Here is a 24362-nt window from a genome sequence, read left to right as displayed (position 1 = left end):
AAGCGGGTCTGCCTCTTACCCGGACTACTCTCTCCGGGTGCGCCGACCCGAGGACGTGGCCCAGGACCGCGAGATCCTCCGCCTGGCGCTGCCCGCGTTCCTCGCCCTCGTCGCCGAGCCGCTGTTCCTGCTCTCCGACGCCGCCGTCGTCGGCCACCTCGGCACCCCCGAGCTCGCCGGGCTCGGCGTGGCCGGCGTGGTGCTGCAGACCGCTGTCGGCTTGTGCGTCTTCCTCGCCTACGGCACGACCGCCGCGGTCGCCCGCCACGTCGGCGCCGGCGACACTCGCGGCGCGCTGACCCAGGGGATCGACGGGGTCTGGCTGGCCGTGGTCATCGGCGCGATCGTCACGGTCCTCGGCGTGCTGCTGACCGAGCCGCTCGTCGCGGTCTTCGACCCCAGCCCGGCGGTGACCGAGCACGCGACGACGTACCTGCGCATCGCGTTCCTCGGGACCACACCGCTGCTGGTCATGCTCGCCACGACCGGCGTGCTGCGCGGCCTGCAGGACACCCGGACCCCGCTGGTGGTCGCCGTCGCGGGCAACGCGCTCAACATCGTCCTCAACGTCGTCCTGGTCTTCGGGGTCGGCGCCTGGGACGGCCTGGGGCTCGCCGGGTCCGCGGTCGGGTCGGTGCTCGCGCAGGTCGCGAGCGCCGCCGCGCTTCTCGCCGTCGTGGTCCGGGGCGCGCGGGCCAACGGTGCCGACCTGCGCCCGGACTGGACCGGCATCCGCGCCGCCGGCCGGGCCGGCGTCTCCCTCGTCGTGCGCACCCTCACCCTGCGCGCCGCGCTGCTCGTGACGACGTACGCCGTCACCGTCGGCGCGAGCGGCCGCGACCAGGAGGTCGACCTGGCCACACACCAGCTCGCGATGACGCTGTGGACCTTCCTCGCCTTCGTGCTCGACGCGATCGCCATCGCCGCGCAGGCGATCACCGGGCGCTACCTGGGCGCGGGCGACGTGGCCGGCACGCGCGCCGTCACCGACCGGATGATCCGTTGGGGGGTCGTCAGCGGCGTGGTCACCGGCCTCCTCCTCGCCGCCGCCAGCCCGGTGCTGGGCCACCTCTTCACCGGTGACGCCGCCGTGCAGGACCTGCTCGTCCCCGTCCTCGTCGTCGCCGCGCTCGGCCAGCCGATCGCCGGTGTGGTCTTCGTGCTCGACGGCGTGCTCATCGGCGCCGGCGACGGGCCCTACCTCGCCCGCGCCGGCGTCGTCGTGCTCGTCCTGCACGCCCCCGCCGTGCTCGCGGCGGCCTACCTCGGTGGCGGCCTGGTCGTCGTCTGGGCCGTCTTCGCGGCGGTCTTCATGGGCGCGCGCCTGGCGGTCCTGCTGCGTCGCGCGCGGGGCGACGCCTGGCTGGTCACCGGCGTCCGTAGCCTGACCCCGTGAAGCCGCTCCAGTCCGTCGCGATGGGGCTGGTCGTCATCGGCCTCACCGCTACCTTCGGGGAGTACGACGCGTTGCCGGACCCGCTGGGCTGGGTGCTCGTGCTGGTGGGGGTCCTCCGGCTCCCGCCGGACACCGAGCGGCGACCCGTGCTGGTGGCGCTCGCCGCCCTGGCCGGCGTGGTCGCGGTGCCGCTGTGGGTGCCCGCGACCGCCGAGGCGCTCGAGGACGTCGACGCGTCCCTGGCCTGGGCGCTCACGCTGCCACAGCTGGGGTTCGTCGGGCTGCTGTGCCACGTGCTCGCCGCCCGAGCGACCGCCGCCGAGGACCTGCCGGCCGCGCGCCGGCTCCGGTTCGCCGTGACCCTCGTCGTCGTCGTGACCGCGCTGCCGGTGCTGGTGCTGGGTGCCGGCGCGGACGTCCTCGCGACGCCGGCCGCCGTGCTCGCGGTGGCCACGCTCGTGCTCGTCGTCTGGCAGCTCTTCACGATGTCCGGCCGACCCTGGGCCGGGGCGCCGCCGCCGGCCGCCCGATCCGGCCAAAGCCCTGCGCCGGGCCGGTCTGGACCATAGCCTCGGGTCCCCCCGAGCGTTGTCCTCCACGACAGAGAGGGAGCCCCATGCCCAGAACCGGACGCCTGCGAGGACTCGTCGCCCTGCCCGCGGCCACGCTGCTCGCGTCGCTCGTGACCATCACCGGACCCGCTGCCGCGCCCGCGGCCGCCGACCCCGGCTGCCTGACCGAGGCGTTCCAGTCGCCCCTGCCGTTGCCGCTCCCGGTCGGCACGCGCTGCGACGACGAGGTGCCGCCGGTGATGGACCCCAACGTCACGGTGACCCCGACTCCCAGGACCGCGCAGAACTGGGTCGGCAGCAAGCAGCTGACCTTCGCCTTCACCGGCCGGTTCACCGACGGTGACACCGACCCGCTCGGCTTCGAGTGCCAGTTCTACGCCACCACCAGCGCGCCGACGAGCTGGACGGCCTGCGGGACCTACGACGAGGCGGCGAAGGTCTGGAAGCAGACCTACACCGACCTCGACGAGACCGACGCCGTGCCGTACACCTTCCGCGTCCGCGCGGTCGACACCGCCGACGCGGCGATCGACGCGACGAGCCGACTCTGCCTGTGCATCCCGGCCAGCACCGACGTCGAGGACGTCTCCGCGCCGGTCACCGTCCAGGCGCGGGTCGACACGATCGTCCCCGCGGGCTCGGCCCGGATCAACGGGCTGGTCGACGAGGAGAACCCCGAGTGGCCGATGGTCACCGACCGCACCGTCCAGGTCGTGCTCGGCGCGGGCGGCAGCCAGGACCGCAGCCCGGTCGACTTCGCGTGCACCCTCAACAGCCGCTCCGTGCCGTGCGCGACCGGCACCACCGACCTGCGCAACCTGCCGCCGGGCGACCAGCGGTTCGAGGCGGTCGCCCGTGACGCCGCCGGCAACGTCGACCCCACGCCGGCGGTCCTGAAGTTCTCGGTGCCGCGCAACCTGAAGGCGACCGGGAAGGCCGGGAAGAAGTCCCCGTGGAAGGTCGTCCGCCAGGGCGGCTACTTCGCCGGCGACTTCCTCCAGACCAGCACGGTCGGCGCCGTCGTGACCGCCCCGGGCAAGAACGTCCGCGAGCTGCGCCTGATCGCGCCGCGCGGGCCGAAGCTCGGCAAGGTCGAGGTCAAGATCGGCCAGAGCATCTGGCGCACGGTCAACCTCAAGGGCCCTCGCTACGAGCGGTTCCACGTCTACCAGGTCCGCGACCAGTTCGACCCGCTCGTCAGCGGCCGCATCCAGGTGCGCGCGAAGAAGATCGGTCGCGGCGAGACCGTCCGCATCGACGCCGTCCTCGCCCACTGACCCACCGGCTGGCGCTCGCTGCTCGACCAGCGGAGACGACGACAGGGCCGCCCCTCCCGGAGGAGGGGCGGCCCTGTTCGTTGCTGCGGTGCTGCGGTGCTGCCGCGAGCGGCAGCGAGGAGGATCAGGCCGGGATGACGTTGAGGGCCACCGTGGCGGACACCTCGTCGTGCAGCCGGACCGAGACCTCGTGGTTGCCGAGCGCGCGGATCGGGTTCTTGATCGCGATCGTGCGCTTGTCGACCTGCTCGCCGGAGGTGGCCGTGAGGGCCTCGGCGATCTCGGAGGTGGTGACGGCGCCGAAGAGGCGGCCGCCGGCACCGGCGCGGACCTTGACGGCCACGCTGTTCGCCTCGAGCTTGGTCTTGATCTCCTCGGCGTGGCCGAGGTCGCGGACCGCGCGGGTGGCGCGGGCGGCCTTGATCGACTCGACGGTCTTCTCGGCGCCGCGCGTCCAACGGATCGCGACACCGCGGGGGACGAGGTAGTTGCGGCCGTAGCCGTCCTTCACCTCGACGACGTCACCGGGGCCACCGAGACCGGTGACCTCCTGGGTCAGGATGAGCTTCATCGTTCCCGCTCCTCTCAGCGACCGGTCGAGGTGTAGGGCAGCAGGGCGACCTCACGGGCGTTCTTGACGGCCGTGGCCACGTCGCGCTGGTGCTGGACGCAGTTGCCGGTCACCCGACGGGCGCGGATCTTGCCGCGGTCCGAGATGAACTTGCGGAGGAGCGTGGTGTCCTTGTAGTCGACACCGGTCGCCTTCTCCTTGCAGAACTGGCAAACCTTCTTCTTGGGCTTGCGCATCACTGCCTTGGCCATTGTGGTGCTTCCTTCCTAGAAGCCCGACCCGGCGCCGCCACGAGGGCGGGCAGGGGCGGAATGGTTGAGGGATGTGCGTGGATGGTGGTGCTGGACCAGCCGGTGGGCCGAGGAGACCCAGGTGGGGTGCGTCAGAACGGGGGCTCGTCGGAGCCCACGCCCGGAGCGCCCCAGGGGTCGTTCGCGGGAGCGCCGCCACCCGAGGGTGCGCCGCCTCCGTAACCGCCGCCCTGGCCGCCACCCGAGGGTGCGCCACCGCCGTACCCGCCCTGGCCGCCGCCGCCCTGCTGGGGCGCCGGGGTGGCCCACGGGTCGTCCCCGCCGGAGGGGGCGGCACCGCCGCCACCGCCGCCGGAGAACCCGCCGCCACCGCCGCCGGAGCGCTGGGCGCGGGTGACCTTGGCCGTGGCGTACTTGAGCGACGGACCGACCTCTTCGACCTCGATCTCGAAGACGGTCCGCTTCTCGCCCTCACGGGTCTCGTACTGGCGGGACTTCAGGCGGCCCTGCACGACGACACGCATGCCGCGCTGCAGGGACTCGGCGACGTTCTCCGCGGCCTGCCGCCAGACCGAGCAGGAGAGGAACAGCGCGTCGCCGTCCTTCCACTCGTTGGTCTGCCGGTCGAAGGTGCGCGGCGTCGACGCGATCCGGAAGTTGGCCACAGCCGCACCCGAGGGGGTGAAGCGCAGCTCCGGGTCGTCGACGAGGTTGCCGACCACCGTGATGACGGTCTCGCCTGCCATGAGGGTCTCCTTGGCTTCGTGCTGGTCAGAGTCGTGTGTGCGTCCCGCTCATCGTGGCGGCTGCCGCCGACAGCGGGAAGTGGTCGTCCACAGGGACGACGCGGGCTGGCTCCCCGGAACAGGTCCGGGAGGGCTCAGCGAGCGTCGGGGCGGATGACCTTGGTGCGCAGGATGGACTCGTTGAGCGTGAGCTGACGGTCGAACTCCTTGACCGTCGCCGGCTCGGCGTTGATCGAGATCACCGCGTAGATGCCCTCGGCGTTCTTCTTCACCTCGTAGGCGAGGCGACGACGTCCCCACACGTCGACGGACTCGACCGAGCCGCCGTCGTTGCGGATGACGTTGAGGTAGCGGTCGAGCGAGGGCTGCACAGTGCGCTCGTCGAGGCTGGGGTCGAGGATGACCATGACTTCATAGGCACGCAAAGCGGTCTCCACCTCCTGTGGACTTCGGCGGCCACGGTCTCTCCGTGGCAGGAGGGCTTGCGTCCCGCCGGCAGCCGGAGCCGGTCGGCGGGTGTCCACCGCTCCCGGCCCGTCGGTGGGCGGTCACGAATGGACAGGACAAGGTAGCAGCGCGCGGCGACCGCCCCGAAATCCCTGTCGGTGGCCACTCGTAGGGTGGTGGGCATGGCCCAGGACACCCCCGCGAACCTCCCGATCGGCGCCCACGTCGACCAGACCGACCCCGTCGCGGAGGCGCAGGCCCGGCAGGCGCCGCTCGTGCAGTTCTTCCTCGGGGACCCGCAGGACTACAAGGGCCCCCAGGTCCGGTATGCCGGCGGCGCGGCCGCACTGAGGGAGGCCGCCGAGGCCGCCGGCGTCGACCTCTACGTGCACGCGCCCTACGTCATCAACGTCGCCACCACGAACAACCGCATCCGGATCCCCAGCCGCAAGCTGCTCCAGCAGCACATGGACGCCGCGGCCGAGGTCGGCGCCAAGGGGCTCATCGTGCACGGCGGCCACGTCAACAAGGCCGACGACCCCGAGAAGGGCTTCGACAACTGGCGCAAGGCGATCGAGGCGACCGACATCAAGGTGCCGCTGCTGATCGAGAACACCGCCGGCGGGGACAACGCGATGGCCCGCTACCTCGACCGGATCGGCCGGGTGTGGGAAGCGATCTCCACCGCGGAGGGCTTCGACCAGGTCGGGTTCTGCCTCGACACGTGCCACGCCCACGCCGGCGGCAACGCGTTGGAGACGGTCGTGGACGACGTACGCCGGATCACCGGCCGGATCGACCTGGTCCACTGCAACGACAGCCGCGACGCCTTCGACTCCGGCGCCGACCGGCACACCAACTTCGGCGCCGGCCAGATCGACCCCGACCTGCTGGCAGGCGTGGTCCGCGACGCCGGCGCGCCGGTGGTCTGCGAGACGCCGGGCGACGCCGAGCAGCACCTGGCCGACTTCGCCTGGCTCCGCGACCGGGTCTGAGCCCCGGTCCCGTGCGAAGTAGCCTCGGCCCCGTGCTGACCGTCCGCGAGATCTCCGAGACCGAGCACCTCGCCTTCGTGCGGGCGCAGCGCTCCGCGTCGTTCCTCCAGACCCCCGCCTGGGGCCGGGTGAAGTCCGAGTGGCGCCGCCAGTCGATCGGGTGGGAGCGCGACGGCGAGCTCGTCGGCGCGGCGCTGGTGCTCTACCGCCAGCTGCCGAAGGTTCGCCGCTACCTCGCCTACCTCCCCGAGGGACCGGTCATCGACTGGGCCGACGAGGACCTCGGCCCCTGGCTCCGTCCGCTGGCCGCGCACGTCAAGGCCCGCGGCGCCTTCGGCATCCGGATCGGTCCGCCCGTCGTGACCCGCCGCTGGGACGCGGCGACGATCAAGGAGGGCATCGCGAGCGACGACGTACGCCGCCTGGGCGAGCTCGCGCCGACCGAGCGCGACGGCACCGGCGCCCGCGTGGTCACCCAGCTGCGCGAGCTGGGCTGGCGCTCGCAGGCGGCCGCCGGCGGGTTCGCGGCCGGGCAGCCGCAGCACGTCTTCCAGGTGCCGCTCGCCGGCCGGTCGGAGGACGACGTCCTGGCCGGCATGAACCAGCAGTGGCGCCGCAACATCAAGAAGGCCGCCAAGGCCGGTGTCGAGGTGACCTCGACCAGCACCGCCGACGGGATCCTCGCCGACCTCAAGGCCTTCCACGACCTCTACGTCCACACCGCCGAGCGCGACCGGTTCACGCCGCGCCCGCTGTCGTACTTCCGCACCATGGTGGAGGCGCTCGCCGCCGAGGAGCCCGACCGGATCACGCTCCACCTCGCCCGTCACGAGGGCGACCTGGTCGCGGCGACCATCGCGATCCGCGTCGGCGCGCACGCGTGGTACTCCTACGGCGCCTCCTCCACCGACAAGCGCGAGGTCCGCGGCTCCAACGCGGTGCAGTGGGCGATGATGCGCGCCGCGATCGCCGCCGGGGCCGACGTCTACGACCTGCGCGGCATCACCGAGACCCTCGACCCCGATGACCCGCACGTGGGGCTCATCCAGTTCAAGGTCGGCACCGGCGGCGAGGCCGTCGAGCTCGTCGGCGAGTGGGACCTCCCGCTCAGCAAGCCGCTCTACCGGGCCTTCGACCTCTACATGAAGCGGCGCGGCTGATGGGCGCCCGGGCATGAGCCTCGTCCTCCACGTCGACGGCGAGCGGTGGCGCGCCCACCTGCGCTCGGTCGCCGACGCCCATCCCGGCCTGGTCCCGGTGTGCAAGGGCAACGGGTACGGCTTCACCCTCGGCCGGCTCGCCCGCAAGAGCCAGTGGCTCGGCGTCGACACCCTCGCCGTCGGGACGTACGACGAGCTGCCGGACGTCGCGAGCCGCTTCGACGGCAGCCTGCTCGTGCTGACCCCGTGGCGGCCGTTCGGCGCCGCGCTCGAGCTCGACCCGACGCTCGCCGACCGCGTCGTCCACACGGTCAGCCGGCCGCAGGACGTCGACGACCTGCTCGGCCGGCAGCCGGACGCCCGGTTCGTGCTCGAGCGGATGACCAGCATGCAGCGCCACGGCCACACCGCCCGCGAGCTGTGGGCGGCCGCCCGAAGCGTCGCCGCGCACCCGAGCGCGCGGCTCGAGGGCGTCGCGCTGCACCTGCCGCTCGCCCAGGGCTCCCACCTCGGCGAGGTCGACCGGCTGCTCAACGACGTCGTCGCCGCCGAGCTCGAGACCCGCACGATCTGGGTCAGCCACCTCACCGACGCCGAGCTCGCCACGCTCCGCGGGTCGTACGCCGACTACGACATCCGCCCGCGCACCGGCACCGCCCTGTGGCTCGGCGACCGCGGCGCGCTCCGCGTGACCGCGACCGTCCTCGACGTGCACGCGGTGGAGCGCGGCGACTCCTTCGGCTACCGCGGCCGCACCGCGCCGAAGTCCGGCCACCTGCTCGTCGTCAGCGGCGGCACCGCCCACGGCATCGGGCTCGAGGCGCCCACCGGCGACTCGGGCCTGAAGGCCCGGGCGGCCACCCTGGCCCGCGGTGGCCTCGACGCGGTCGGCTTCGTCCGCTCGCCGTTCTCGATCGACGGCAAGCAGCGGCTCTTCGCCGAGCCGCCGCACATGCAGGCCTCGATGCTGTTCCTGCCCTCCGGTTCACGCGTGCCCGAGGTCGGCGACGAGGTCGACGTGCGGGTGCGGTTCACCGCCACCGCCTTCGACCGCGTCCTGGTCGACTAGCCGCTCAGCCTGCTCAGCCCGCGCGGGCCAGGCGCGGCGGCGGGGCGACCCACCCGCCCTCGCGGACGGGGTCGTGGGCGGGTCGCAGGACGTCGCGGACGACGACGCCGACGAGGTAGAGCTCGCAAGCCATCCGCAGCAGGATCGCCACCCAGTAGAACCCGGCGTCGCCGCCGCCGGCGGGCGCGAGGTACTCACCGAGGTACCACCACACGGCCGCGAAGTAGAGGACCTCGCCGGCCTGCCAGACCAGCTGGTCGCGCCAGCGGGGCCGGGCGAGCACGGCGAGCGGCAGCAGCCACAGGACGTACTGCGGCGAGTAGACCTTGTTGACCAGCAGGAAGCCGGCGACCACGAGGAACGCCAGCTGCGCCAGCCGCGGCGTCTCCGGCGCGCGCAGGCCGAGCACCAGCACGCCGAGGCACCAGGTGCCGAAGAACAGCCACGAGACCACGTTGATCGTGTGCGCGCTGATCGCGGTGTCGCTCGCCTGCTGGACCACCAGCCAGATCGAGCCGAGGTCGGCGCCGCGCTCGGAGTTGAACGACCAGAAGACCCGCCACTGCTCCGGCCCCGAGAGGTACGCCGGCAGGTCGGCCACCACCCAGGCGACGGCCGCGGCCGCGGTCGCGACCACGAAGTCGCGCACCCGCTTGTCGCGCAGGCAGACGACGAGCACTCCCCCGAGCAGGAACAACGGGTAGAGCTTCGTGGCGGTGCCGAGCCCGATGAGCACGCCGGTGAGGAGCGGCCTGTCGCGTGACCACGCCCAGGTCGCGGCGGCGACGAGCACGACGGCGAGCAGGTCCCAGTTCACCAGCGCGGTCAGCGCGAGCGCCGGCGACGCGGCGTACGTCATCGCGTCCCAGGGGCGCCGCCGGTGCGTGCGGCTGAGGAACCACGCGGTCAGCAGCGCGACGGCGCCGAGGCCGAGCGCGTTGACGACGACGTACCACCGGATCTCCGACTGCACCTCGGGCCGGCCGAAGAGCGCGTCCGCGGGCTGGGCGGCGCGTTCGGCGAGGTCCGGGACGCCGAGGTGGTCGGCGACCTGGGCGACCCAGGCGGTGCCCCAGGCCCAGTAGGAGATCCCGACGGGGTACTCCATGACCTCGTAGCGGTCGCGGACCTCCTCGTCGTCGGTGTAGGGCCAGGCCCGCTCGGCCATCCCGCGGCCGGTGTAGAGGTAGGGCAGGTCGGAGTAGCACATGTGGGAGTAGCGCTGCTGCCCGTCGCCCCACGTGTCCTCGAAGCAGCTCTGCTTCTGCACCATCCCGATCGCGAAGCAGACCGCCGTCACCAGCAGCACGACCCGCACCGGCGTCCACCACCGGTGGCCGGCGCCCCGGCGGCCCATCGGACCGCCGACGCCCTCGCTCAGGGCTCGGGCGACAGGGTCCTCGTGGGTCGGGTGGACGTGCGACACCGGCCGGTCAGCCCTGGCCCCGCGGGCTCGCCGAGCGGGTGGTCCCGGCCCCGGGGGTCGCCGACGACGTCGGCTGGGACGGCGGCGGCGAGCTCGGCGGCGGCTCGGACGGGGTCGGCTCGCCGCAGCCGAGGATGTCGCAGGTCGGCGAGGGCTCCTCGGTGGGCGTCGGCTCCTGGGTCGGCGTCGGCTCCTGGGTGGGCGTCGGCTCCTCGGACTCGATGTCGCTGCTGGGCTGCGGGCTCGGCGGCGGCTTGCGGGTCGGGGACGGCGGCGGGACGTACGGCGCGTGGCCGTCGGTGGGCGCGTCGCCGTCGACGTACGCCGGCTCGGGGAACTCCTCGACCGGCAGCCCCTCCATCATCGTCTGCATGGCGTTGGTCCAGGTGCGCGCCGGGTAGGAGCCGCCGAAGTACTCCGGCAGCCACCCCATCAGCTGCTCGTTGCCCTTGCCGCGGACGTACATGACGGCGGTCGCCATCTGCGGGGTGTAGCCCGCGAACCAGGCCGACGACACCTCGTCGCGCCCGTTGGTCGCGGTGCCGGTCTTGCCGGCGGCCGGCCGGCCGAGCGCGAGCGCCGCGGTGCCCGAGCCGCCGGTGACGTTCTGCTGCAGCGCGTAGGAGACGTCCGCGGCGATGTCGGCGTCGAGCACCCGCTTCGGCTCCGGGCCCTCCTCGGCGTGGGAGTAGCGGGTCTCGCCGCCGCGGTCGACGACCTTCTCGATGATGAACGGCTCGGCGTACACGCCCTCGTTGGCGATCGTCGCGTAGCCGCTCGCCATGTTGATCGGGCTGACCGTCGCGCTGCCGAGCGCGACCGTCGCGACCGGCTCGAGGCCCGGGGAGGTGCTCGGGAAGCCGGCACCGTTCCGGCTGTCGTCGGCCGGGACGCCCATGGCGTCCATCATCTTGACGACCTTCTCCGGGCCGTCGTCCATGGCCATGGTCATGTCGACGAAGGCGGAGTTCGCTGACTTCTGGGTGGCGTAGACCATGTTGATCGCCGAGCCGTAGCTGGCGTCGCCCTGGTTGGTGACCGGGGTGCCGTCGGGCAGCTCATACGGCGAGTTGCCGTCGAAGGTGTCGCGCAGCGAGAAGCCGTCCTTGATCGCCGCCGCCAGGGCGAACGCCTTCAGCGTCGAGCCGGCCTGGCCGCCGGAGACCGCCCAGTTGATCTGCGACTGGAGGTAGTCCTGGCCGCCGTAGAACCCGCGGACCGCGCCGGTGCCCGGCTCGACGCTGGCGACGCCGACGTGCAGCTCCTTGTCCTTGAAGCCCTCGGGCCGCTCCTCGACGACCGCCTGCTTGGCCGCGGCCATCGCCTCGGGGTCGAAGGTCGTGGTGACCCGGAGGCCGCCGCCTTCGATCTCCTCCTCGTCGAAGCCGAGCCGGGTGAGCTCCTTGCGAACCATCGTGAGCATGTGACCCTTCTGGTCGCCGTAGGTGCTGCCCGCCTCGATCTCGGGGAACTTCGGCAGCCGGCGCTTGGCCTTCTCGGCCTGCTCCTCGGTGATCATCTCGAGCTCGGCCATCTGGTTCAGCGTGTACTGGTAGCGCCCGAGCAGCGCCTCGCGGGCGTCCTTGCCGTTGGCGGGGTCGAACCGGCTGGGGTTGTTCAACACGCTGGCGAGCACCGCGCTCTGGCGCAGGTCGAGGTTCTTGGCCGGGCGCTCGAAGAACGCGCGGGCGGCCGCCTCCACGCCGTACGCGCCGCGACCGAAGTAGATGGTGTTGAGGTAGCCCTCAAGGATGCGCGACTTGCTCTGCTGGCGCTGGACCTTCAGCGACAGGATCGCTTCCTTGATCTTGCGCTGGTAGCTCTGCTCCTGGGAGAGGTAGAGGACCTTGACGTACTGCTGGGTGATCGTCGACGCGCCCTGGCGGGCGTTGCCCGAGGCGTTGTTGAACGCCGCACGGACGATGCCGACCGGGTCGATGCCGCTGTCGGTCCAGAACGAGTCGTTCTCGGCGGCCACCACCGCGTCCTTGAGCGACTGCGGCATCTGGTCGAGGTCGATGGAGACGCGGTTCTGCGTCGCGAAGCGCCCCAGCTCGGTCTTGCCGTCGTCGAAGTAGACGAACGTCGTCTGGGTCTCGAAGTCCTCGTTCGGGTCCGGGATGTCGACCGCCTGGTAGAGCACGACGAACGCCGCGCCGGCGAGCAGCGCTCCGACGAGCCCGACTGCGAGGAACCAGCGGGCGACCCGCCACACCTTCTGCTTGCGGGTGCGTTCCCGCTTCGGGGACTTCTTGACCGCGGGGCCGGCGGCCCGGCGCTTGCCTTCTCTCACGCTGGTGCTTCTCCTGTCGGCGTACGACGGCTCGGCGCTGGCCACGCACCGGGCCGGGCGGACCGTGCCGGACGGGGCCGCGCCGCAGGACAGGGTACGCATCCGGGCCATCAGGGGCCCCGCGCGCACGCCCGATAGGTCGGGTGTTCGCAACCCGCGGATATATCGCTACGATACGTCGCATGTCACGACGTGGGGAGACCATCGAGCTGGCGGTCCTCGGACTGCTGCACGAGGGACCCATGCACGGCTACGAGCTGCGCAAGCGGCTGAACCTCATGCTCGGATGGGGACGGGTGCTGTCGTACGGCTCGCTCTACCCGACGCTGAAGAAGATGCTGCGCGGCAACCTCATCGAGGAGTCCACCAGCAGCACGGTCACCACCAGCCGCCGGCCCCGGATCGTCTACCAGGTCACCGATGCCGGCACCCGCGAGTTCGAGCGCCTCATGTCCGAGGTGGGCCCGGCCGCGTGGGAGGACGACAACTTCGACATCCGGTTCGCGTTCTTCGGTCGCACCGACATGGAGATCCGGCTGCGCGTGCTCGAGGGCCGCCGCATCCGCCTCCAGGAGCGGCTCGACCGCGTCCAGCGCGAGCTGCAGATGACCGAGAAGGAGGTCGACCGCTACGCGGCCGAGCTCCAACGCCACGGGGTGGAGTCCGTCGAGCGCGAGGTCCGGTGGCTCTCGGACCTCATCAACGCCGAGCGCGGCCTCAGCGCGGGCCAGCCGATGGTCCCGCCCCCGGACAGCAGCACCGCACCACAGACCTAGCAGCAGATCCAGCAAGCGCAGCGCACACAGTCTCCGTACAGGTTCAGGAAGGAAGACCCGATGGGTTCGGTTCGAGTAGCGATCGTGGGGGTGGGCAACTGCGCCACCTCCCTCGTGCAGGGTGTGGAGTACTACCAGGACGCGGACCCCTCCGGCTCCGTGCCCGGCCTGATGCACGTGGCGTTCGGCGAGTACCACGTCAAGGACGTGGAGTTCGTCGCGGCGTTCGACGTCGACGACAAGAAGGTCGGCAAGGACCTGTCCGAGGCGATCAACGCCTCGGAGAACAACACGATCAAGATCTGCGACGTCCCGACGCTCGGTGTCGAGGTGCAGCGCGGCCCGACGCTCGACGGCCTCGGCAAGTACTACCGCGAGACCATCGAGGAGTCCGGCGCCGAGCCGGTCGACGTCGTCCAGGCGCTCAAGGACGCCGAGGTCGACGTGATGGTCTCCTACCTCCCGGTGGGCTCCGAGGAGGCCGACAAGTTCTACGCCCAGTGCGCCATCGACGCCGGCGTGGCCTTCGTCAACGCGCTCCCCGTCTTCATCGCCTCCGACCCCGAGTGGGCCAAGAAGTTCGAGGACGCCGGCGTCCCGATCGTCGGTGACGACATCAAGTCCCAGGTCGGCGCCACCATCACCCACCGCGTGATGGCGAAGCTGTTCGAGGACCGCGGCGTGACGCTGGACCGCACCTACCAGCTCAACGTCGGCGGCAACATGGACTTCAAGAACATGCTCGAGCGCGAGCGCCTGGAGTCCAAGAAGGTCTCCAAGACCCAGGCCGTCACCTCGAACCTCACCGGCTCGCTGTCGGGCAAGGTCCACGACAAGAACGTCCACATCGGTCCCTCGGACTACGTCGCCTGGCTCGACGACCGCAAGTGGGCCTACGTCCGCCTCGAGGGTCGCGCGTTCGGCGACGTCCCGCTCAACCTCGAGTACAAGCTCGAGGTCTGGGACTCCCCGAACTCCGCCGGCATCATCATCGACGCGATCCGCGCCGCGAAGATCGCCAAGGACCGCGGCATCGGCGGCCCGATCATCTCGGCGTCGTCGTACCTCATGAAGTCCCCGCCGGTGCAGCTCCCCGACGAGGAGGGCCGCCGCCGCGTCGAGGCCTTCATCGCCGGCGAGGAGTGACCTCCCGCTCGGCCTGAACCACCCGCACCACCCACCACGGCCCGCCCGGTCCTCCGGGCGGGCCGTGTGTCGTTCTCGGGGCATGGCCGCCCGCCGGGGCCGGTCGACGATCGTTCAATTGCGCCGAAATGTCGCGTGTCGGTCCCCGGACGGCGCTACAACCGTTCAATTGCGCGGAAGTATCGCCGGCCCTCCACAGGTACGGCCCCGCCTGTGGAGAGACCCGCACCGGTCGCCGGTGTCGGGGCAAGGTCGTCGCCATGGACGAACGACGACCCTTCACCCGGGCCGACGCGGTGCGCGCCGGCGTGAGCGACCGGGTGCTGCGGACCTCCCGCTACCGGCGGATCTTTCGCGGCGTCTACATCCGCGCAGAGGTCGCCCCGTCCGAGCGCGAGCGGATGGAGGGCGCGCTGGCGCTCCACCCGGAGGGAGCGTGGTTGAGCCACCGGACGGCAGCCGCGTGGTGCGGCGTCGCGGTGCCCGAGTCCCCGCTGGTCCACGTCAGCGTCCTGCGTGCCGAGGACCGCCGCTGGCAGCCGGGCCTCAAGCCCCACGTCGCGCCGCCGGCCACGCGGACGCGCGTCTGGCGCGGCCTGCCCGTGTCCGAGCCCGTGCGCCTCTTCGTCGAGCTGGCATCCATGCTGGACCTGGTCGATCTCTTCGTGGCCGGCGACAGCATGCTGCGCGTCTTCGGCATCACGGCCGCGGACCTGCGCGCCGGGCTCGCACGGACCACGGACTACTGGTCACCGGGCGCGCGCTACGCCGCCACCTTCGTCCGCGACCGGGTCAGGTCGGCGATGGAGTCACGTCTGCGGCTGTTGATCGTCCTCGCCGGCCTGCCCGAGCCGGAGGTCAACCTCGAGATCCGCTCGGCCGACGGTGACGTGCTGGTCGAGTTCGACCTCGCCTACCGGCACCACCGGTTGGCCGTGGAGTACGACGGGACGCACCACCGCGTCGACACGCCGACCTGGCGCCGGGACCTGCGCCGGCGCGAGCTCGTGGACGCGCTCGACTGGCACGTCGTCCACGTCACCGCGAACGACATCTACGGCACGCCGGCGCAGACCATCGAGCGCATCCGAGCGACCGCCTCCCGGCGCGGACTCCGGCTGCCGCTGCCCCGGCCGGGGTGGGAGCTGCACTTCCCGGGTCACGCCCAGGCCGGCTGAGCCGGGGCGCGCGCCGTACGTCGTGAGCCGGGCTTCGCGAGACTGGGCTGCCCCCGCCCGAGATGCGCCGCGCCGCGTCAACAACCGCGCAATTGCGCGGCTTCAGCGTCCTGCCGGCCCGAAAACCGTACAAATCCGCGCAATTGAACGATCGTCGACGCCCGGACCGCCGACGCCCGGACCGCCGACGCCCGGACCGCCGAGACCCGGACCGCCGAGACCCGAACGGATCACCCCGCGGCGGCGAGCTTCTCGGCGGCGGCCTTGATCTTGCCGAGGGTCTCGGCCATGCCGGCGCGCAGCTCGTCGGTGAAGGTGTCGACGCCGCCGAGGGCGACGCGGGTCATCACCAGGGAGACGGCGGAGATGCCCTCGGAGGTCTCGCGGCGGTTGGTGAGCCGGGTGCCGCCGTCGGCGGTGGGCTCGAGGGTGAAGGACCAGGTGGTGCGGTTCTCGTTCACGCGGAAGGCGAAGCGCACGTGCGGGTCGAACGACGTCACCTTCGCCGTGGTGGGCCACACGAGCGGCCCGCGGGAGTTGAGGTTGAGGAACGTCGTGCCCTGCTGCACCGGGCGGCCGCGGACGAAGGTGCGCAGGACCTGCGGGCTCCACTCGCGCGCCCGGGCCGGGTCGGCGACGAGCGACCAGACCGTCGCGGGGGGAGCGGCGACCTCCACGGTCGCCTCGAGGTCGGTGGAAGGAGAGCCGGTCATGGCCGCACCCTAGTGCGGCGGCGCGGCTGTCCGGACCGCCGTTTCCGAGGGCGGTCACCCGGGTAGACCCCGCCCGTGACGAGCCCGGAGGCGATGTACGCCGCGATGACGTCCGGCGACCCGGGCGCCGTCGCCGCGCTGCAGTCCGACGTCGACCGGGCGATGGGCGACACCACCGACGAGATCGGGACGATCCGCTACGCCGAGGACACCCCCGACTGGGACAGCCCGTCGGCCCGGACGCGGTTCAACATGCGCGCCTGGGCCACCCGCGCCGCCGCGGAGGTCGCCTCGCTCCGGCTCAACCGGTCGGCGCTGGCGCTGCGGGCAGTGGAGCAGAGCTACCGCGACATGCTTCGGGACGCGTCGGCGACCATCGACGTCTGGCGGCGGACGAAGGCGTCGGCGACGGACGCACTCTCCCTGCTCCTGCTGCGGGCGGCCGTCATCAGCAACCTGGACCGGGCACGCCGGGCGCACGCCACCCGCGTCGCGCAGGCCACCCAGTTCATGGTCGACGACCCCTTCACCGCCGACCAGGAGGAGTGGCTGGAGAACGGCCTGCTGCGCTCGCTGCGCCACGACCTGCAGAACCCCGGCGAGCTCGGCCCGGTCATCCCCGGCACGCTGGCCACCGGTGACGACGACGGCTTCATCCCCCAGGGCCTGGGTTACGGCGGCGGCTACCTGCTGCAGACGTCGTACACCTCCGACGGCGATGCCCAGCTGTCCCTGATCGATCCGGAGACCGGCCTGGTCGAGCAGACGGTGAACCTCGGCAAGGCCCCCGGCGGCGACACGGCCCCCGACCACGCCGGCGGCGTCGCCGTGCACGACGGGAGGGTGTACGTCACCTCGTCGGACGACCCGCCCCGCCTGTTCGCCTACGACCTCTCCACCATCGAGCGCGCCGCTCCCGGCAGCACGGTCCCGGTGCTCGACGACCCGGTCGACGTCGCCGCGGGCGCCTACTCCACCGTCGTGGGCGACACCCTCTACGTCGGCACCCACAACGAGCACGGCCACGGCGCGCTCTTCGCCTACACCTGGGACGAAGAGAAGGGATGGACCGATCGACGCGGGCCCTTCGCCACGCCGGCCAAGGGGCAGGGGGTCGCCATCGAGGGCGACCACATCGTCTTCAGCAGCTCGCTGGGCCGCGGCAACGGCAGCACGCTGACGACCTACCGCCTCGAGGACGTCCTCGGCAGCAGCCCCCTCGTCCCGTGGTCGCTGCCCGAGCCGGTCCGCACGCTCGACCTCCCCAACATGTCCGAGGGGATCGCCGCGCTGCCCGAGGGGCTGCTGACGACCTACGAGTCGGGCGCGGGGAAGTACGCCGAGCCCAGCGGCTCGGCCTCGCTCGAGGACCTGTGGGCCGCGATGAACATGACCCTCACGCCGTACTCCGAGCTCGGCATCCCGGGCGGCACTCTCGAGGTCGAGCCGGTGACCCTCAGCCAGGCAGCAGACCTATTCGTGCAGGTCCAGGCCGGCCTGGACTCCGTCGAGCGGCGGGTCGGCGGCCTCAGCCTCGGCGGCGGCGTCCTGGGCGACATCCCGGAGGGTGCGTTGTTCGCCACAGCCGTCACCCGGCACCTCGACGAGACCGCGCGCTGGCTCGACGAGGGCCGGCTGTCCGCCGAGCTCACCGCCGACGGGCTGGTCACCAGCGCGACGTCCTACGAGGAGAGCGACGCCGACAGCGGTGGCCTCCTCGGCCGGCTCCGCTCGCTCATCCCCTGACCCGACCGCCCCCGGCCCCCGGAAGGACCTCCTGTGCCGAACCCCCCGTCCCGCCCGGCCGCCGCGGCCGGCGCCGCCGTGCTCGTGCTGCTCCTCGGCGCCTGCGGCGATGACAGCGCCAGCGGGATCGGTGGGGGCGACGCGGGCACCACCTGGTCGGCCGCCGCGGACCCGCTCGACACCTCCGGGCTCGTGTGGGCCGCCGACGGCACCGTCCACCTCCCGGACGGCTCGACCATCGAGACCGAGCAGGACATCGCGGCGTACGTCGTCGCCGGTCCCGGCGCGTACGTCGTCCCCGCCGACGACGACGGCTCGACCGGCCGGCTGCTGCTCGCGACCCCGGACGGCACGGTCGAGGAGACCGGCGCCCAGGTCGATCCCGCGACGCTGCGGACCTCACCGGACGGGCGCTACCTGGCCTTCGTCGACCCCGCCACCGGCGAGCAGGACGAGTACGGCACGCCGGTCGGCACGGTCGTGGTCGTCGACACCGTCGAGGGCGAGGAGGTCGTCCGCAGCGCCGAGGGGATGGGCGACCCCGGCAGCGACGACCTGGCCGACCTGTACGAGGACGCCGAGGAGCCGGCCGTCCTCGGCCTCACCGACACCACGGCGTACGTCGTCGGGCCGGACGCCGTGCTCGCCTACGACCTCGCGACGGGCGACGCGACCACGGCCGCCGGGTCGGCCTCGGAGGCCTACGACGCCGACTGGTTCGCCGAGCTGCGGCCCGAGGCGGCGCTGACCAACCCGGCCGGCACCTGGACGATCGTCGACCCGCCGACCGGCGACCCGGTCCGGCTCGTGCCCGAGGGCGGCGGCGACCCGGTCGCGACCCGCGTGCCCGGCGGCGGCGTCTACGAGCTCGACTCGTGGCTCGACGACGAGACCGCGGTCGGTGGGGCGCTCGACGGTCAGACCGACGTGCTGATCGGCTGCTCGCTGCCGAGCGGCGACTGCGAGCCGCTGCCCGGCGTGCCTCCGGGCGCGCTGCTGCCGGTGGACCGCAGCGGTCCGGCCGGCCCGACGGTGCGTCGCTGACCCCGCGTCCTGGACGACCTGGGCGACCTGGCAGACCTGACCGCTACCGGGCCGCCCACCAGGCGAGCAGCTCCTCGCGGGCGCGCTCCTCGCCGAGCGGGCCGTGGTCCATCCTCAGCTCGAGCAGGTGCTGGTAGGCCTGACCGACCTCGCGGCCGGGGCCGATGCCGAGGATCTCCATGATCTGGTTGCCGTCGAGGTCGGGGCGGATCGAGGCGAGCTCCTCCTGCTCCGAGAGCAGGGCGATCCGCTCCTCGAGCTCGTCGTAGGTGCGCGCGAGCCGGGCCGCCTTGCGCTGGTTGCGCGTGGTGCAGTCGGCCCGGGTGAGGATGTGCAGCCGCTCGAGCTGGTCGCCGGCGTCGCGGACGTAGCGGCGCACCGCGGAGTCGGTCCATTCCCCCGACCCGTAGCCGTGGAAGCGCAGGTGCAGCTCGACGAGCTTGCCGACCGCGTCGATCTCGTCGTTGGAGAACCGCAGCGCCTGCATCCGCTTGCGGGTGATCTTCGCGCCGACCACGTCGTGGTGGTGGAAGGTGACGGTGCCGTCGTCGACGAACCGCCGGGTGCGCGGCTTGCCGACGTCGTGCATGAGCGCGGCGAAGCGGGAGACGAAGTCCGGCTCGCCGCCGAGCCGGTGCTCGAGGTCGATGGCCTGCTCGAGCACGGTGAGGGTGTGCTCGTAGACGTCCTTGTGCCGGTGGTGCTCGTCGCGCTCGAGCTGGAGCGCCGGCAGCTCGGGCAGCACGAGGGCCGCGAGGCCGGTGTCGACGAGCAGGGTGAGCCCGAGGCGCGGGTACGGCGCGCACACGAGCTTGACCAGCTCGTCGCGGACCCGCTCCGCGGAGATGATCGAGATCCGCTCGGCCATCGCCGTCATCGCCGCGCGGACGCCGTCGTCGACGCTGAACCCCAGCTGCGCGGCGAACCGCGCCGCGCGCATCATCCGCAGCGGGTCGTCGGAGAAGGAGTCCTCGGGCCGGCCCGGGGTCCGCAGCACCCGGTGCGCGAGGTCGACCACGCCGCCGTACGGGTCCTCGACCTGCCGCCCCGGGAGTCGTACCGCCATCGCGTTGACGGTGAAGTCGCGCCGGCCGAGGTCGCCGTCGAGGCTGTCGCCGAAGTCGACGTCGGGCTTGCGGGAGGCGGGGTCGTAGGCCTCCGAGCGGTACGTCGTGATCTCGACCTGCCAGTCGCCCCGGCGGCAACCGATGGTGCCGAACGCGCGGCCCATGTCCCAGATCGCGTCCGCCCAGCCCTTGAGCAGGCGCTCGGTCTGCTCGGGTCGCGCCGAGGTGGTGAGGTCGAGGTCGTTGTGGTGGCGCCCCAGCATCGCGTCCCGGACCGGGCCGCCGACCAGCGACAGCTCGTGACCGGCGTCGGCGAAGCGCCGGCCCAGCTCGTCGATCACCGGCGCGATCCGGTCCAGCTCCTCGGCCACCGAGCGCTGGACGTCGGTGAGCTGCAGGGGAGGAAGGGGAGCGTCGGGCACGGGGGACGATTCTAGGTCCGATCGACACGGATAGTGTCGTCCGCATGCTTCGCCCCCGGTCGCTGCGGCCTGCCCTGGCGGCTGCGGCCCTCGCGCTGGCCGCCGCGGCAGCGGTCCCCGGGGGCCTCGCGACCGCGCCGCCGGCGCCGGCAGCGTCCGCCGCCGCTGCGGCCCTCGCGGCGGACGACGACGCCCCGCTGGCGGTGACGATCACCTCGCTCACGCCCGGCGCGATCCCGCGGCGCGGCCCGGTCCGGATCTCCGGCGAGGTCACCAACACCAGCACCGAGACCTGGTCGGCCATCCGCCTCTACCCCTTCGTCGGCTCCACCCCGATGACGACGGCCGCCCAGCTGGCCGAGGCCGCGGAGGTCCCGGCCGACATCGAGGTCGGCGGCCGCGTCGTGGAGGTCAGCGACGAGGTCGACGCGCTGGAGCCCGGGGAGTCCGCGCCGTTCCAGCTGAGCCTGCCCCGCAACCGCATCGCGGTGAGCGCCGCCGGCGTCTACTGGTTCGGCGTCCACGCCCTGGGGGAGTCGCCGGCGGGCCGCATCGACGGCGCCGACGGCCGCGCCCGCACGTTCCTGCCGCTCGTCCCTCCCAGCACGCGCGGCGAGGTCCCCGCCGCGGTCGTCATCCCGCTGCGCCGCTCGCTGGCCCGGGAGGACGACGGCTCGCTGGCCGACGTCGAGGGCTGGGCACGCACCCTCAGCCCGGACGGGTCGCTCCGCTCGCTGGTCGACCTCGGCGCCTCTGCCGGCGACCAGCCGGTCACCTGGCTGGTCGACCCGGCCCTGGTCGACGCGGTGCGCGACCTCGCCGACGGCAACCCGCCGCGCTCCCTGGCCCCCACGGTCGACGGCCGCCCGATCGCGCCGTCGGGCGAGCCCGACGTCGGATTCTCCCCCGGCGCCGGCGGGTCCGCCGGTCCGGAGGGCCAGGACGACCAGGACGACGGCGACCAGGACGACGGCGACCAGGACGACGAGGACGGCCAGGGCGGTCGGACGTCCGGCGACGAGCACGAGCCAAGCCCCGAGGAGGCGGAGGCGGCCGAGGTCGCCTCGGCCTGGCTCGGCCGACTCAGCTCCGCCATGGCGGGCGACGAGGTGCTCGCGCTGCCGTACGGCGACCTCGACGTGGCCGGCGCGGCCGCCGCCGACGCCGACCTGCTGGTCCGCGCCCGGGCGCGCAGCGTGGAGGCCACCGACCCGTGGGAGGTCGGCACCAGCCCGGGACTCGGCTCGCCCACCGGATACCTCGACCCGGCGGCGCTGCCGGCCACCGACCCCGATGACACGCTGCTCGTCACCGACCGGATGTTTCCCGAGGACCCGCCCGGCGTGGCCACCGTCGCCGGTCGCCGCCTGGTCGTCACCTCCTCCGGCGCGGCCTCGGGCGGCCCGGGCCCGGACGACCCGCTCGCGGCGGTCGCGCTGCGCCAGCGGATGCTCGCAGAGGCGGCGGTGCGGCTGCTCCAGCCCGGCCGCACGCCGCTGGTGGTGCAGCTGCCCAGCGGCTGGACGCCCGCCTCGACGACCGGCTTCCTCGACGGGCTCGCCGAGGACTGGATCGACCTGGGCACCGTCGCGGAGGCCGCCGACCGGCAGGGCACCGTGGTCGCGGCGAACGAGCTGGTCCTGCCCGAGCGGCAGGAGGCCCGCCGCGTCGACGCGGAGACCTTCGAGACGGCCGCGGCGTTGATCAGCGCCGGCGACGTGCTCCAGCACGTGCTGCGCGACAACACCGGGGTCGCGGCCGAGGTCGCCGACGAGGCGCTCGGCGCGGTGTCGTACTCCTCCCGCGGCCGCCTCACCGCCACCCGCCTCTCCCTGCGCGCCTCGCAGCGATGGATCGAGGAGCGCCTCGGGAGCGTCACGATCGAGGCACCCCCGGGCGTGGCGCTGTCGAGCGCCAACGGCCGCTTCGGTGCCACGGTCGTCAACGGCCTCGACGAGCCGGTCGAGGTCAGCATCCAAGCCGTCACCGAGGACCCCGGGGCGATCTCGATCGAGGGGCCCGAGACCATCGAGGTCGGCGCCGGGCAGCGGGTCTCCGTGCTGCTCGACGCCACCACGCGGGAGCCCGGCGTGCACCGGGTCCGGCTGGTCCTGACCGACCACACCGAGGACCCCGAGGACAGCCACACCCCGCTCGGCTCGGCCCAGGAGCTCTCGATCCGCTCGATCCAGGCCAGCGGGATCATCTGGGTGGCCATGGGCGCCGGCGCGGTGCTGCTCTTCGGCACGATCGCCCTGCGCCTGGTCCGCAGCGTCCGGCGCGCCCGCCGCGAGGAGGAGACCGGATGACGGACGAGACCCCCGACCGGACCACCACCGGGACCGACCAGCACACCGGCCAGCACACCGGCCAGCACACCGACCGGCGGACCAGCCGGGCCGACGACGAGCAGCACTCGATCCTCTCCAGCAGCGCGGTGATGGCGGCCGGCACGATCGTCAGCCGCTTCAGCGGCTACGCCCGCACGCTCCTGCTGGCCGCGGCGCTCGGCAACCTGCTGCACGCCGACGTCTTCAACATCGCCAACACGATCCCGAACATGCTCTACATCCTGCTGGCGGGCGGCGTCTTCAACGCCGTGCTCGTCCCGCAGCTGGTGCGGGCCACCAAGAGCGACGCCGACCGTGGCGAGGCGTACACCAACCGGGTCGTGACGCTCGCGGCGCTCTTCCTCGGCGCCGTCACCGTGCTGCTGGTCCTCGCGGCGCCCTGGGTGATGGACCTGTACGTCGACCCCGCCGTCCCCGCCGACGCCCGGGAGTCGGTCGTCGACCTCGCCCGCTGGTGCCTGCCGCAGGTGTTCTTCTACGGCATGTTCGTGCTGGTCGGGCAGATCCTCAACGCCCGCGGCCGCTTCGGCCCGATGATGTGGGCGCCGATCGCCAACAACGTCATCTCGGTGCTGTTCCTCGGCCTCTACCTCCTGCTCTACGGCACCGCGAAGGGCGCCGAGCTGACCGCCGGCTACAGCAGCGACCAGGAGCTCGTGCTCGGCCTCGGCTCGACGCTCGGCATCGTCGCCCAGCTGCTGATCCTGGTGCCGTACCTGCGCGCGGCCGGCATCCGGTTCCGCCCCCGCTTCGACTTCCGCGGCACCGGTCTCGGCCACACCCTGCGCCTGGGCGTGTGGACGGTGCTCTTCGTCATCGTCAACCAGGTCGCCTACACCGTCGTCGTCCGTCTCGCCTCGCAGGGCACGGCCAGCGGGGACGCCGACGCCACCGGCTACTCGGTCTACTCCGCGGCGTTCCTCATCGTGATGGTCCCCCACTCGGTCATCACGGTCTCCCTGGCGACCGCCATCCTCCCGACGCTCTCGCGGCGCGCGGCCGAGGCCGACCTCAGCGGCCTGGCGCGCTCGCTCAGCTCGACGCTGCGCACCGCGCTGGCCGTCGTGCTGCCCTTCGCCGCGCTGCTGCCGGTCCTGGCGCCGGAGCTGGCGCGCGTGATCTCCCTCGGCGCGGCGGCGGCGACCTACGAGAACTACATCGGCACGCTCGCCGCGTTCGCTCCCGGCCTGGTGCTCTTCACCGTCCACTACCTGATGCTGCGCGGCTTCTACGCCCTCGAGCAGACGCGCACCGTCTTCTACGTCCAGTGCGGCGTCGGCGCCACCAACGTGCTCGCCGCGCTGGTCCTCGTCCACGCCACCGACGACGCCGGCACCGCGCCCGCCCTCGCGCTCGCGTACGCCGCGGCGTACGGCGTCGGCGCCCTGCTGTCCTACGCCGTGCTCCGGCGCCGGCTGGGCGGGCTGCAGACGCCGGCCCTCGTCCGGTTCGCCGTCCGGATGGCCATCACGGTCGGCGTCTCGACCGGGGCGGCCTGGCTGGCGAAGGTGCTGCTGGACGTGCTGGGCGACGAGTCGTCGTACGCCGTGGCGGTGCTGCGGGCGCTCGTCGTGGTGCTCGTCGACGTCGCGGTGTTCCTCGCGGTGGCCCGGGCGCTGCGGCTGACGGAGGTCACCTCGGTGGTCGCCACGCTCACCCGGCGGCTTCCGCTCCCCCGCAGTCGCTGACGGTCCTACGATGGCCGCACCCGGGGGC

General features: G+C 73.0%; 21 protein-coding genes. 13 read left to right on the top strand and 8 right to left on the bottom strand.

Annotated features, from left to right (window positions below; genetic code table 11):
* Window positions 1–37: 37 nt before the first annotated feature.
* The 3 genes from H7344_RS04530 to H7344_RS04520 are packed head-to-tail and all read left to right on the top strand — an operon-like array spanning window position 38 to window position 3245.
* Entirely contained in the window at window positions 38–1396 is a 1359-nt protein-coding gene (locus tag H7344_RS04530) for an MATE family efflux transporter (RefSeq protein ID WP_186344814.1), read from the top strand.
* Window positions 1393–1965, top strand: a complete 573-nt coding sequence (locus H7344_RS04525; protein ID WP_186344813.1) for a hypothetical protein — start codon at window positions 1393–1395, stop codon at window positions 1963–1965. The genes H7344_RS04530 and H7344_RS04525 overlap by 4 nt, the downstream gene beginning before the upstream one ends.
* Window positions 1966–2012: 47 nt before the next feature.
* Window positions 2013–3245 (top strand): hypothetical protein, encoded by a 1233-nt coding sequence (locus tag H7344_RS04520; protein ID WP_186344812.1) that lies wholly within the window; start codon window positions 2013–2015, stop codon window positions 3243–3245.
* A gap of 124 nt (window positions 3246–3369) precedes the next feature.
* Here the strand turns inward: H7344_RS04520 and rplI are convergent, their stop codons facing one another.
* From rplI to rpsF, 4 genes are all read right to left on the bottom strand, one after another.
* Complete coding sequence (gene rplI / locus H7344_RS04515) at window positions 3370–3816, bottom strand: 50S ribosomal protein L9 (RefSeq protein WP_186344811.1); 447 nt, start codon at window positions 3814–3816, stop codon at window positions 3370–3372.
* Between the two features lie 14 nt (window positions 3817–3830).
* Complete coding sequence (rpsR, locus tag H7344_RS04510; protein WP_154612378.1) at window positions 3831–4067, bottom strand: 30S ribosomal protein S18; 237 nt, start codon at window positions 4065–4067, stop codon at window positions 3831–3833.
* Between the two features lie 131 nt (window positions 4068–4198).
* Window positions 4199–4813, bottom strand: a complete 615-nt coding sequence (locus H7344_RS04505; protein ID WP_186344810.1) for a single-stranded DNA-binding protein — start codon at window positions 4811–4813, stop codon at window positions 4199–4201.
* 134 nt (window positions 4814–4947) lie between these two features.
* Window positions 4948–5238 carry a 30S ribosomal protein S6 gene (rpsF, locus tag H7344_RS04500; RefSeq protein ID WP_166189603.1) on the bottom strand — a complete coding sequence of 97 codons (291 nt, stop codon included), beginning with the start codon at window positions 5236–5238 and terminating at the stop codon, window positions 4948–4950.
* A gap of 204 nt (window positions 5239–5442) precedes the next feature.
* Between rpsF and H7344_RS04495 the strand changes: the two genes are divergently transcribed.
* The 3 genes from H7344_RS04495 to H7344_RS04485 are packed head-to-tail and all read left to right on the top strand — an operon-like array spanning window position 5443 to window position 8484.
* A complete protein-coding gene (locus tag H7344_RS04495; protein WP_186344809.1) occupies window positions 5443–6255 on the top strand; it encodes a deoxyribonuclease IV in 813 nt (270 codons plus the stop codon).
* 35 nt (window positions 6256–6290) lie between these two features.
* Window positions 6291–7415: a lipid II:glycine glycyltransferase FemX gene (locus H7344_RS04490; protein WP_186345046.1), complete on the top strand. Its 1125-nt coding sequence runs from the start codon at window positions 6291–6293 to the stop codon at window positions 7413–7415.
* A 13-nt stretch (window positions 7416–7428) separates the two neighbouring features.
* Window positions 7429–8484: an alanine racemase gene (locus H7344_RS04485; protein ID WP_186344808.1), complete on the top strand. Its 1056-nt coding sequence runs from the start codon at window positions 7429–7431 to the stop codon at window positions 8482–8484.
* Between the two features lie 13 nt (window positions 8485–8497).
* Here the strand turns inward: H7344_RS04485 and H7344_RS04480 are convergent, their stop codons facing one another.
* Together H7344_RS04480 and H7344_RS04475 are read right to left on the bottom strand one after the other, a co-directional pair.
* Window positions 8498–9910 carry a glycosyltransferase family 87 protein gene (locus H7344_RS04480; RefSeq protein ID WP_229707012.1) on the bottom strand — a complete coding sequence of 471 codons (1413 nt, stop codon included), beginning with the start codon at window positions 9908–9910 and terminating at the stop codon, window positions 8498–8500.
* 7 nt (window positions 9911–9917) lie between these two features.
* Entirely contained in the window at window positions 9918–12203 is a 2286-nt protein-coding gene (locus H7344_RS04475; protein WP_229707011.1) for a transglycosylase domain-containing protein, read from the bottom strand.
* A gap of 182 nt (window positions 12204–12385) precedes the next feature.
* Here H7344_RS04475 and H7344_RS04470 point away from each other — a divergent pair, with 182 nt between their 5' ends.
* The 3 genes from H7344_RS04470 (at window position 12386) to H7344_RS04460 (ending at window position 15303) form a co-directional block, all read left to right on the top strand.
* A complete protein-coding gene (locus H7344_RS04470; RefSeq protein ID WP_186344807.1) occupies window positions 12386–12979 on the top strand; it encodes a PadR family transcriptional regulator in 594 nt (197 codons plus the stop codon).
* A gap of 60 nt (window positions 12980–13039) precedes the next feature.
* Complete coding sequence (locus H7344_RS04465) at window positions 13040–14125, top strand: inositol-3-phosphate synthase (RefSeq protein ID WP_186344806.1); 1086 nt, start codon at window positions 13040–13042, stop codon at window positions 14123–14125.
* Between the two features lie 260 nt (window positions 14126–14385).
* Window positions 14386–15303, top strand: a complete 918-nt coding sequence (locus H7344_RS04460) for a PDDEXK family nuclease (RefSeq protein WP_186344805.1) — start codon at window positions 14386–14388, stop codon at window positions 15301–15303.
* A 230-nt stretch (window positions 15304–15533) separates the two neighbouring features.
* Here the strand turns inward: H7344_RS04460 and H7344_RS04455 are convergent, their stop codons facing one another.
* A complete protein-coding gene (locus H7344_RS04455) occupies window positions 15534–16016 on the bottom strand; it encodes an SRPBCC family protein (protein ID WP_186344804.1) in 483 nt (160 codons plus the stop codon).
* A 75-nt stretch (window positions 16017–16091) separates the two neighbouring features.
* Here H7344_RS04455 and H7344_RS04450 point away from each other — a divergent pair, with 75 nt between their 5' ends.
* Together H7344_RS04450 and H7344_RS04445 are read left to right on the top strand one after the other, a co-directional pair.
* Window positions 16092–17762: a YncE family protein gene (locus tag H7344_RS04450; protein ID WP_186344803.1), complete on the top strand. Its 1671-nt coding sequence runs from the start codon at window positions 16092–16094 to the stop codon at window positions 17760–17762.
* 33 nt (window positions 17763–17795) lie between these two features.
* Window positions 17796–18806, top strand: a complete 1011-nt coding sequence (locus H7344_RS04445) for a hypothetical protein (RefSeq protein ID WP_186344802.1) — start codon at window positions 17796–17798, stop codon at window positions 18804–18806.
* Window positions 18807–18849: 43 nt separating this feature from the next.
* Here H7344_RS04445 and H7344_RS04440 read toward each other — a convergent pair whose 3' ends face one another.
* Entirely contained in the window at window positions 18850–20295 is a 1446-nt protein-coding gene (locus H7344_RS04440) for a CCA tRNA nucleotidyltransferase (RefSeq protein WP_186344801.1), read from the bottom strand.
* Window positions 20296–20339: 44 nt separating this feature from the next.
* Between H7344_RS04440 and H7344_RS04435 the strand changes: the two genes are divergently transcribed.
* Together H7344_RS04435 and murJ are read left to right on the top strand one after the other, a co-directional pair.
* Window positions 20340–22604, top strand: coding sequence for a DUF6049 family protein (locus H7344_RS04435; protein ID WP_186344800.1), 2265 nt, complete (start codon window positions 20340–20342; stop codon window positions 22602–22604).
* On the top strand, window positions 22601–24334 hold the full coding sequence (gene murJ, locus H7344_RS04430) for a murein biosynthesis integral membrane protein MurJ (protein WP_186344799.1): 1734 nt from the start codon (window positions 22601–22603) through the stop codon (window positions 24332–24334). The genes H7344_RS04435 and murJ overlap by 4 nt, the downstream gene beginning before the upstream one ends.
* Window positions 24335–24362 lie beyond the last annotated feature (28 nt).

Origin of the sequence: Nocardioides deserti (genome assembly GCF_014266025.1) — a bacterium.
Classification (GTDB): domain Bacteria; phylum Actinomycetota; class Actinomycetes; order Propionibacteriales; family Nocardioidaceae; genus Nocardioides; species Nocardioides deserti.
Note: the sequence above shows the minus strand (reverse complement) of the source record. Positions and strands in the feature narration are given on the sequence as shown.

What these genes read in the sequence shown, in the direction of transcription:
- H7344_RS04460 (WP_186344805.1), top strand. Translation starts at nt 14,386, where the DNA reads ATGGACGAACGACGACCCTTCACCCGGGCCGACGCGGTGCGCGCCGGC.
- rpsR (WP_154612378.1), bottom strand. Translation starts at nt 4,067, where the DNA reads ATGGCCAAGGCAGTGATGCGCAAGCCCAAGAAGAAGGTTTGCCAGTTC.
- H7344_RS04520 (WP_186344812.1), top strand. Translation starts at nt 2,013, where the DNA reads ATGCCCAGAACCGGACGCCTGCGAGGACTCGTCGCCCTGCCCGCGGCC.
- H7344_RS04485 (WP_186344808.1), top strand. Translation starts at nt 7,429, where the DNA reads ATGAGCCTCGTCCTCCACGTCGACGGCGAGCGGTGGCGCGCCCACCTG.
- H7344_RS04470 (WP_186344807.1), top strand. Translation starts at nt 12,386, where the DNA reads ATGTCACGACGTGGGGAGACCATCGAGCTGGCGGTCCTCGGACTGCTG.
- H7344_RS04465 (WP_186344806.1), top strand. Translation starts at nt 13,040, where the DNA reads ATGGGTTCGGTTCGAGTAGCGATCGTGGGGGTGGGCAACTGCGCCACC.
- H7344_RS04495 (WP_186344809.1), top strand. Translation starts at nt 5,443, where the DNA reads ATGGCCCAGGACACCCCCGCGAACCTCCCGATCGGCGCCCACGTCGAC.
- H7344_RS04455 (WP_186344804.1), bottom strand. Translation starts at nt 16,016, where the DNA reads ATGACCGGCTCTCCTTCCACCGACCTCGAGGCGACCGTGGAGGTCGCC.
- murJ (WP_186344799.1), top strand. Translation starts at nt 22,601, where the DNA reads ATGACGGACGAGACCCCCGACCGGACCACCACCGGGACCGACCAGCAC.
- rplI (WP_186344811.1), bottom strand. Translation starts at nt 3,816, where the DNA reads ATGAAGCTCATCCTGACCCAGGAGGTCACCGGTCTCGGTGGCCCCGGT.
- H7344_RS04505 (WP_186344810.1), bottom strand. Translation starts at nt 4,813, where the DNA reads ATGGCAGGCGAGACCGTCATCACGGTGGTCGGCAACCTCGTCGACGAC.
- H7344_RS04435 (WP_186344800.1), top strand. Translation starts at nt 20,340, where the DNA reads ATGCTTCGCCCCCGGTCGCTGCGGCCTGCCCTGGCGGCTGCGGCCCTC.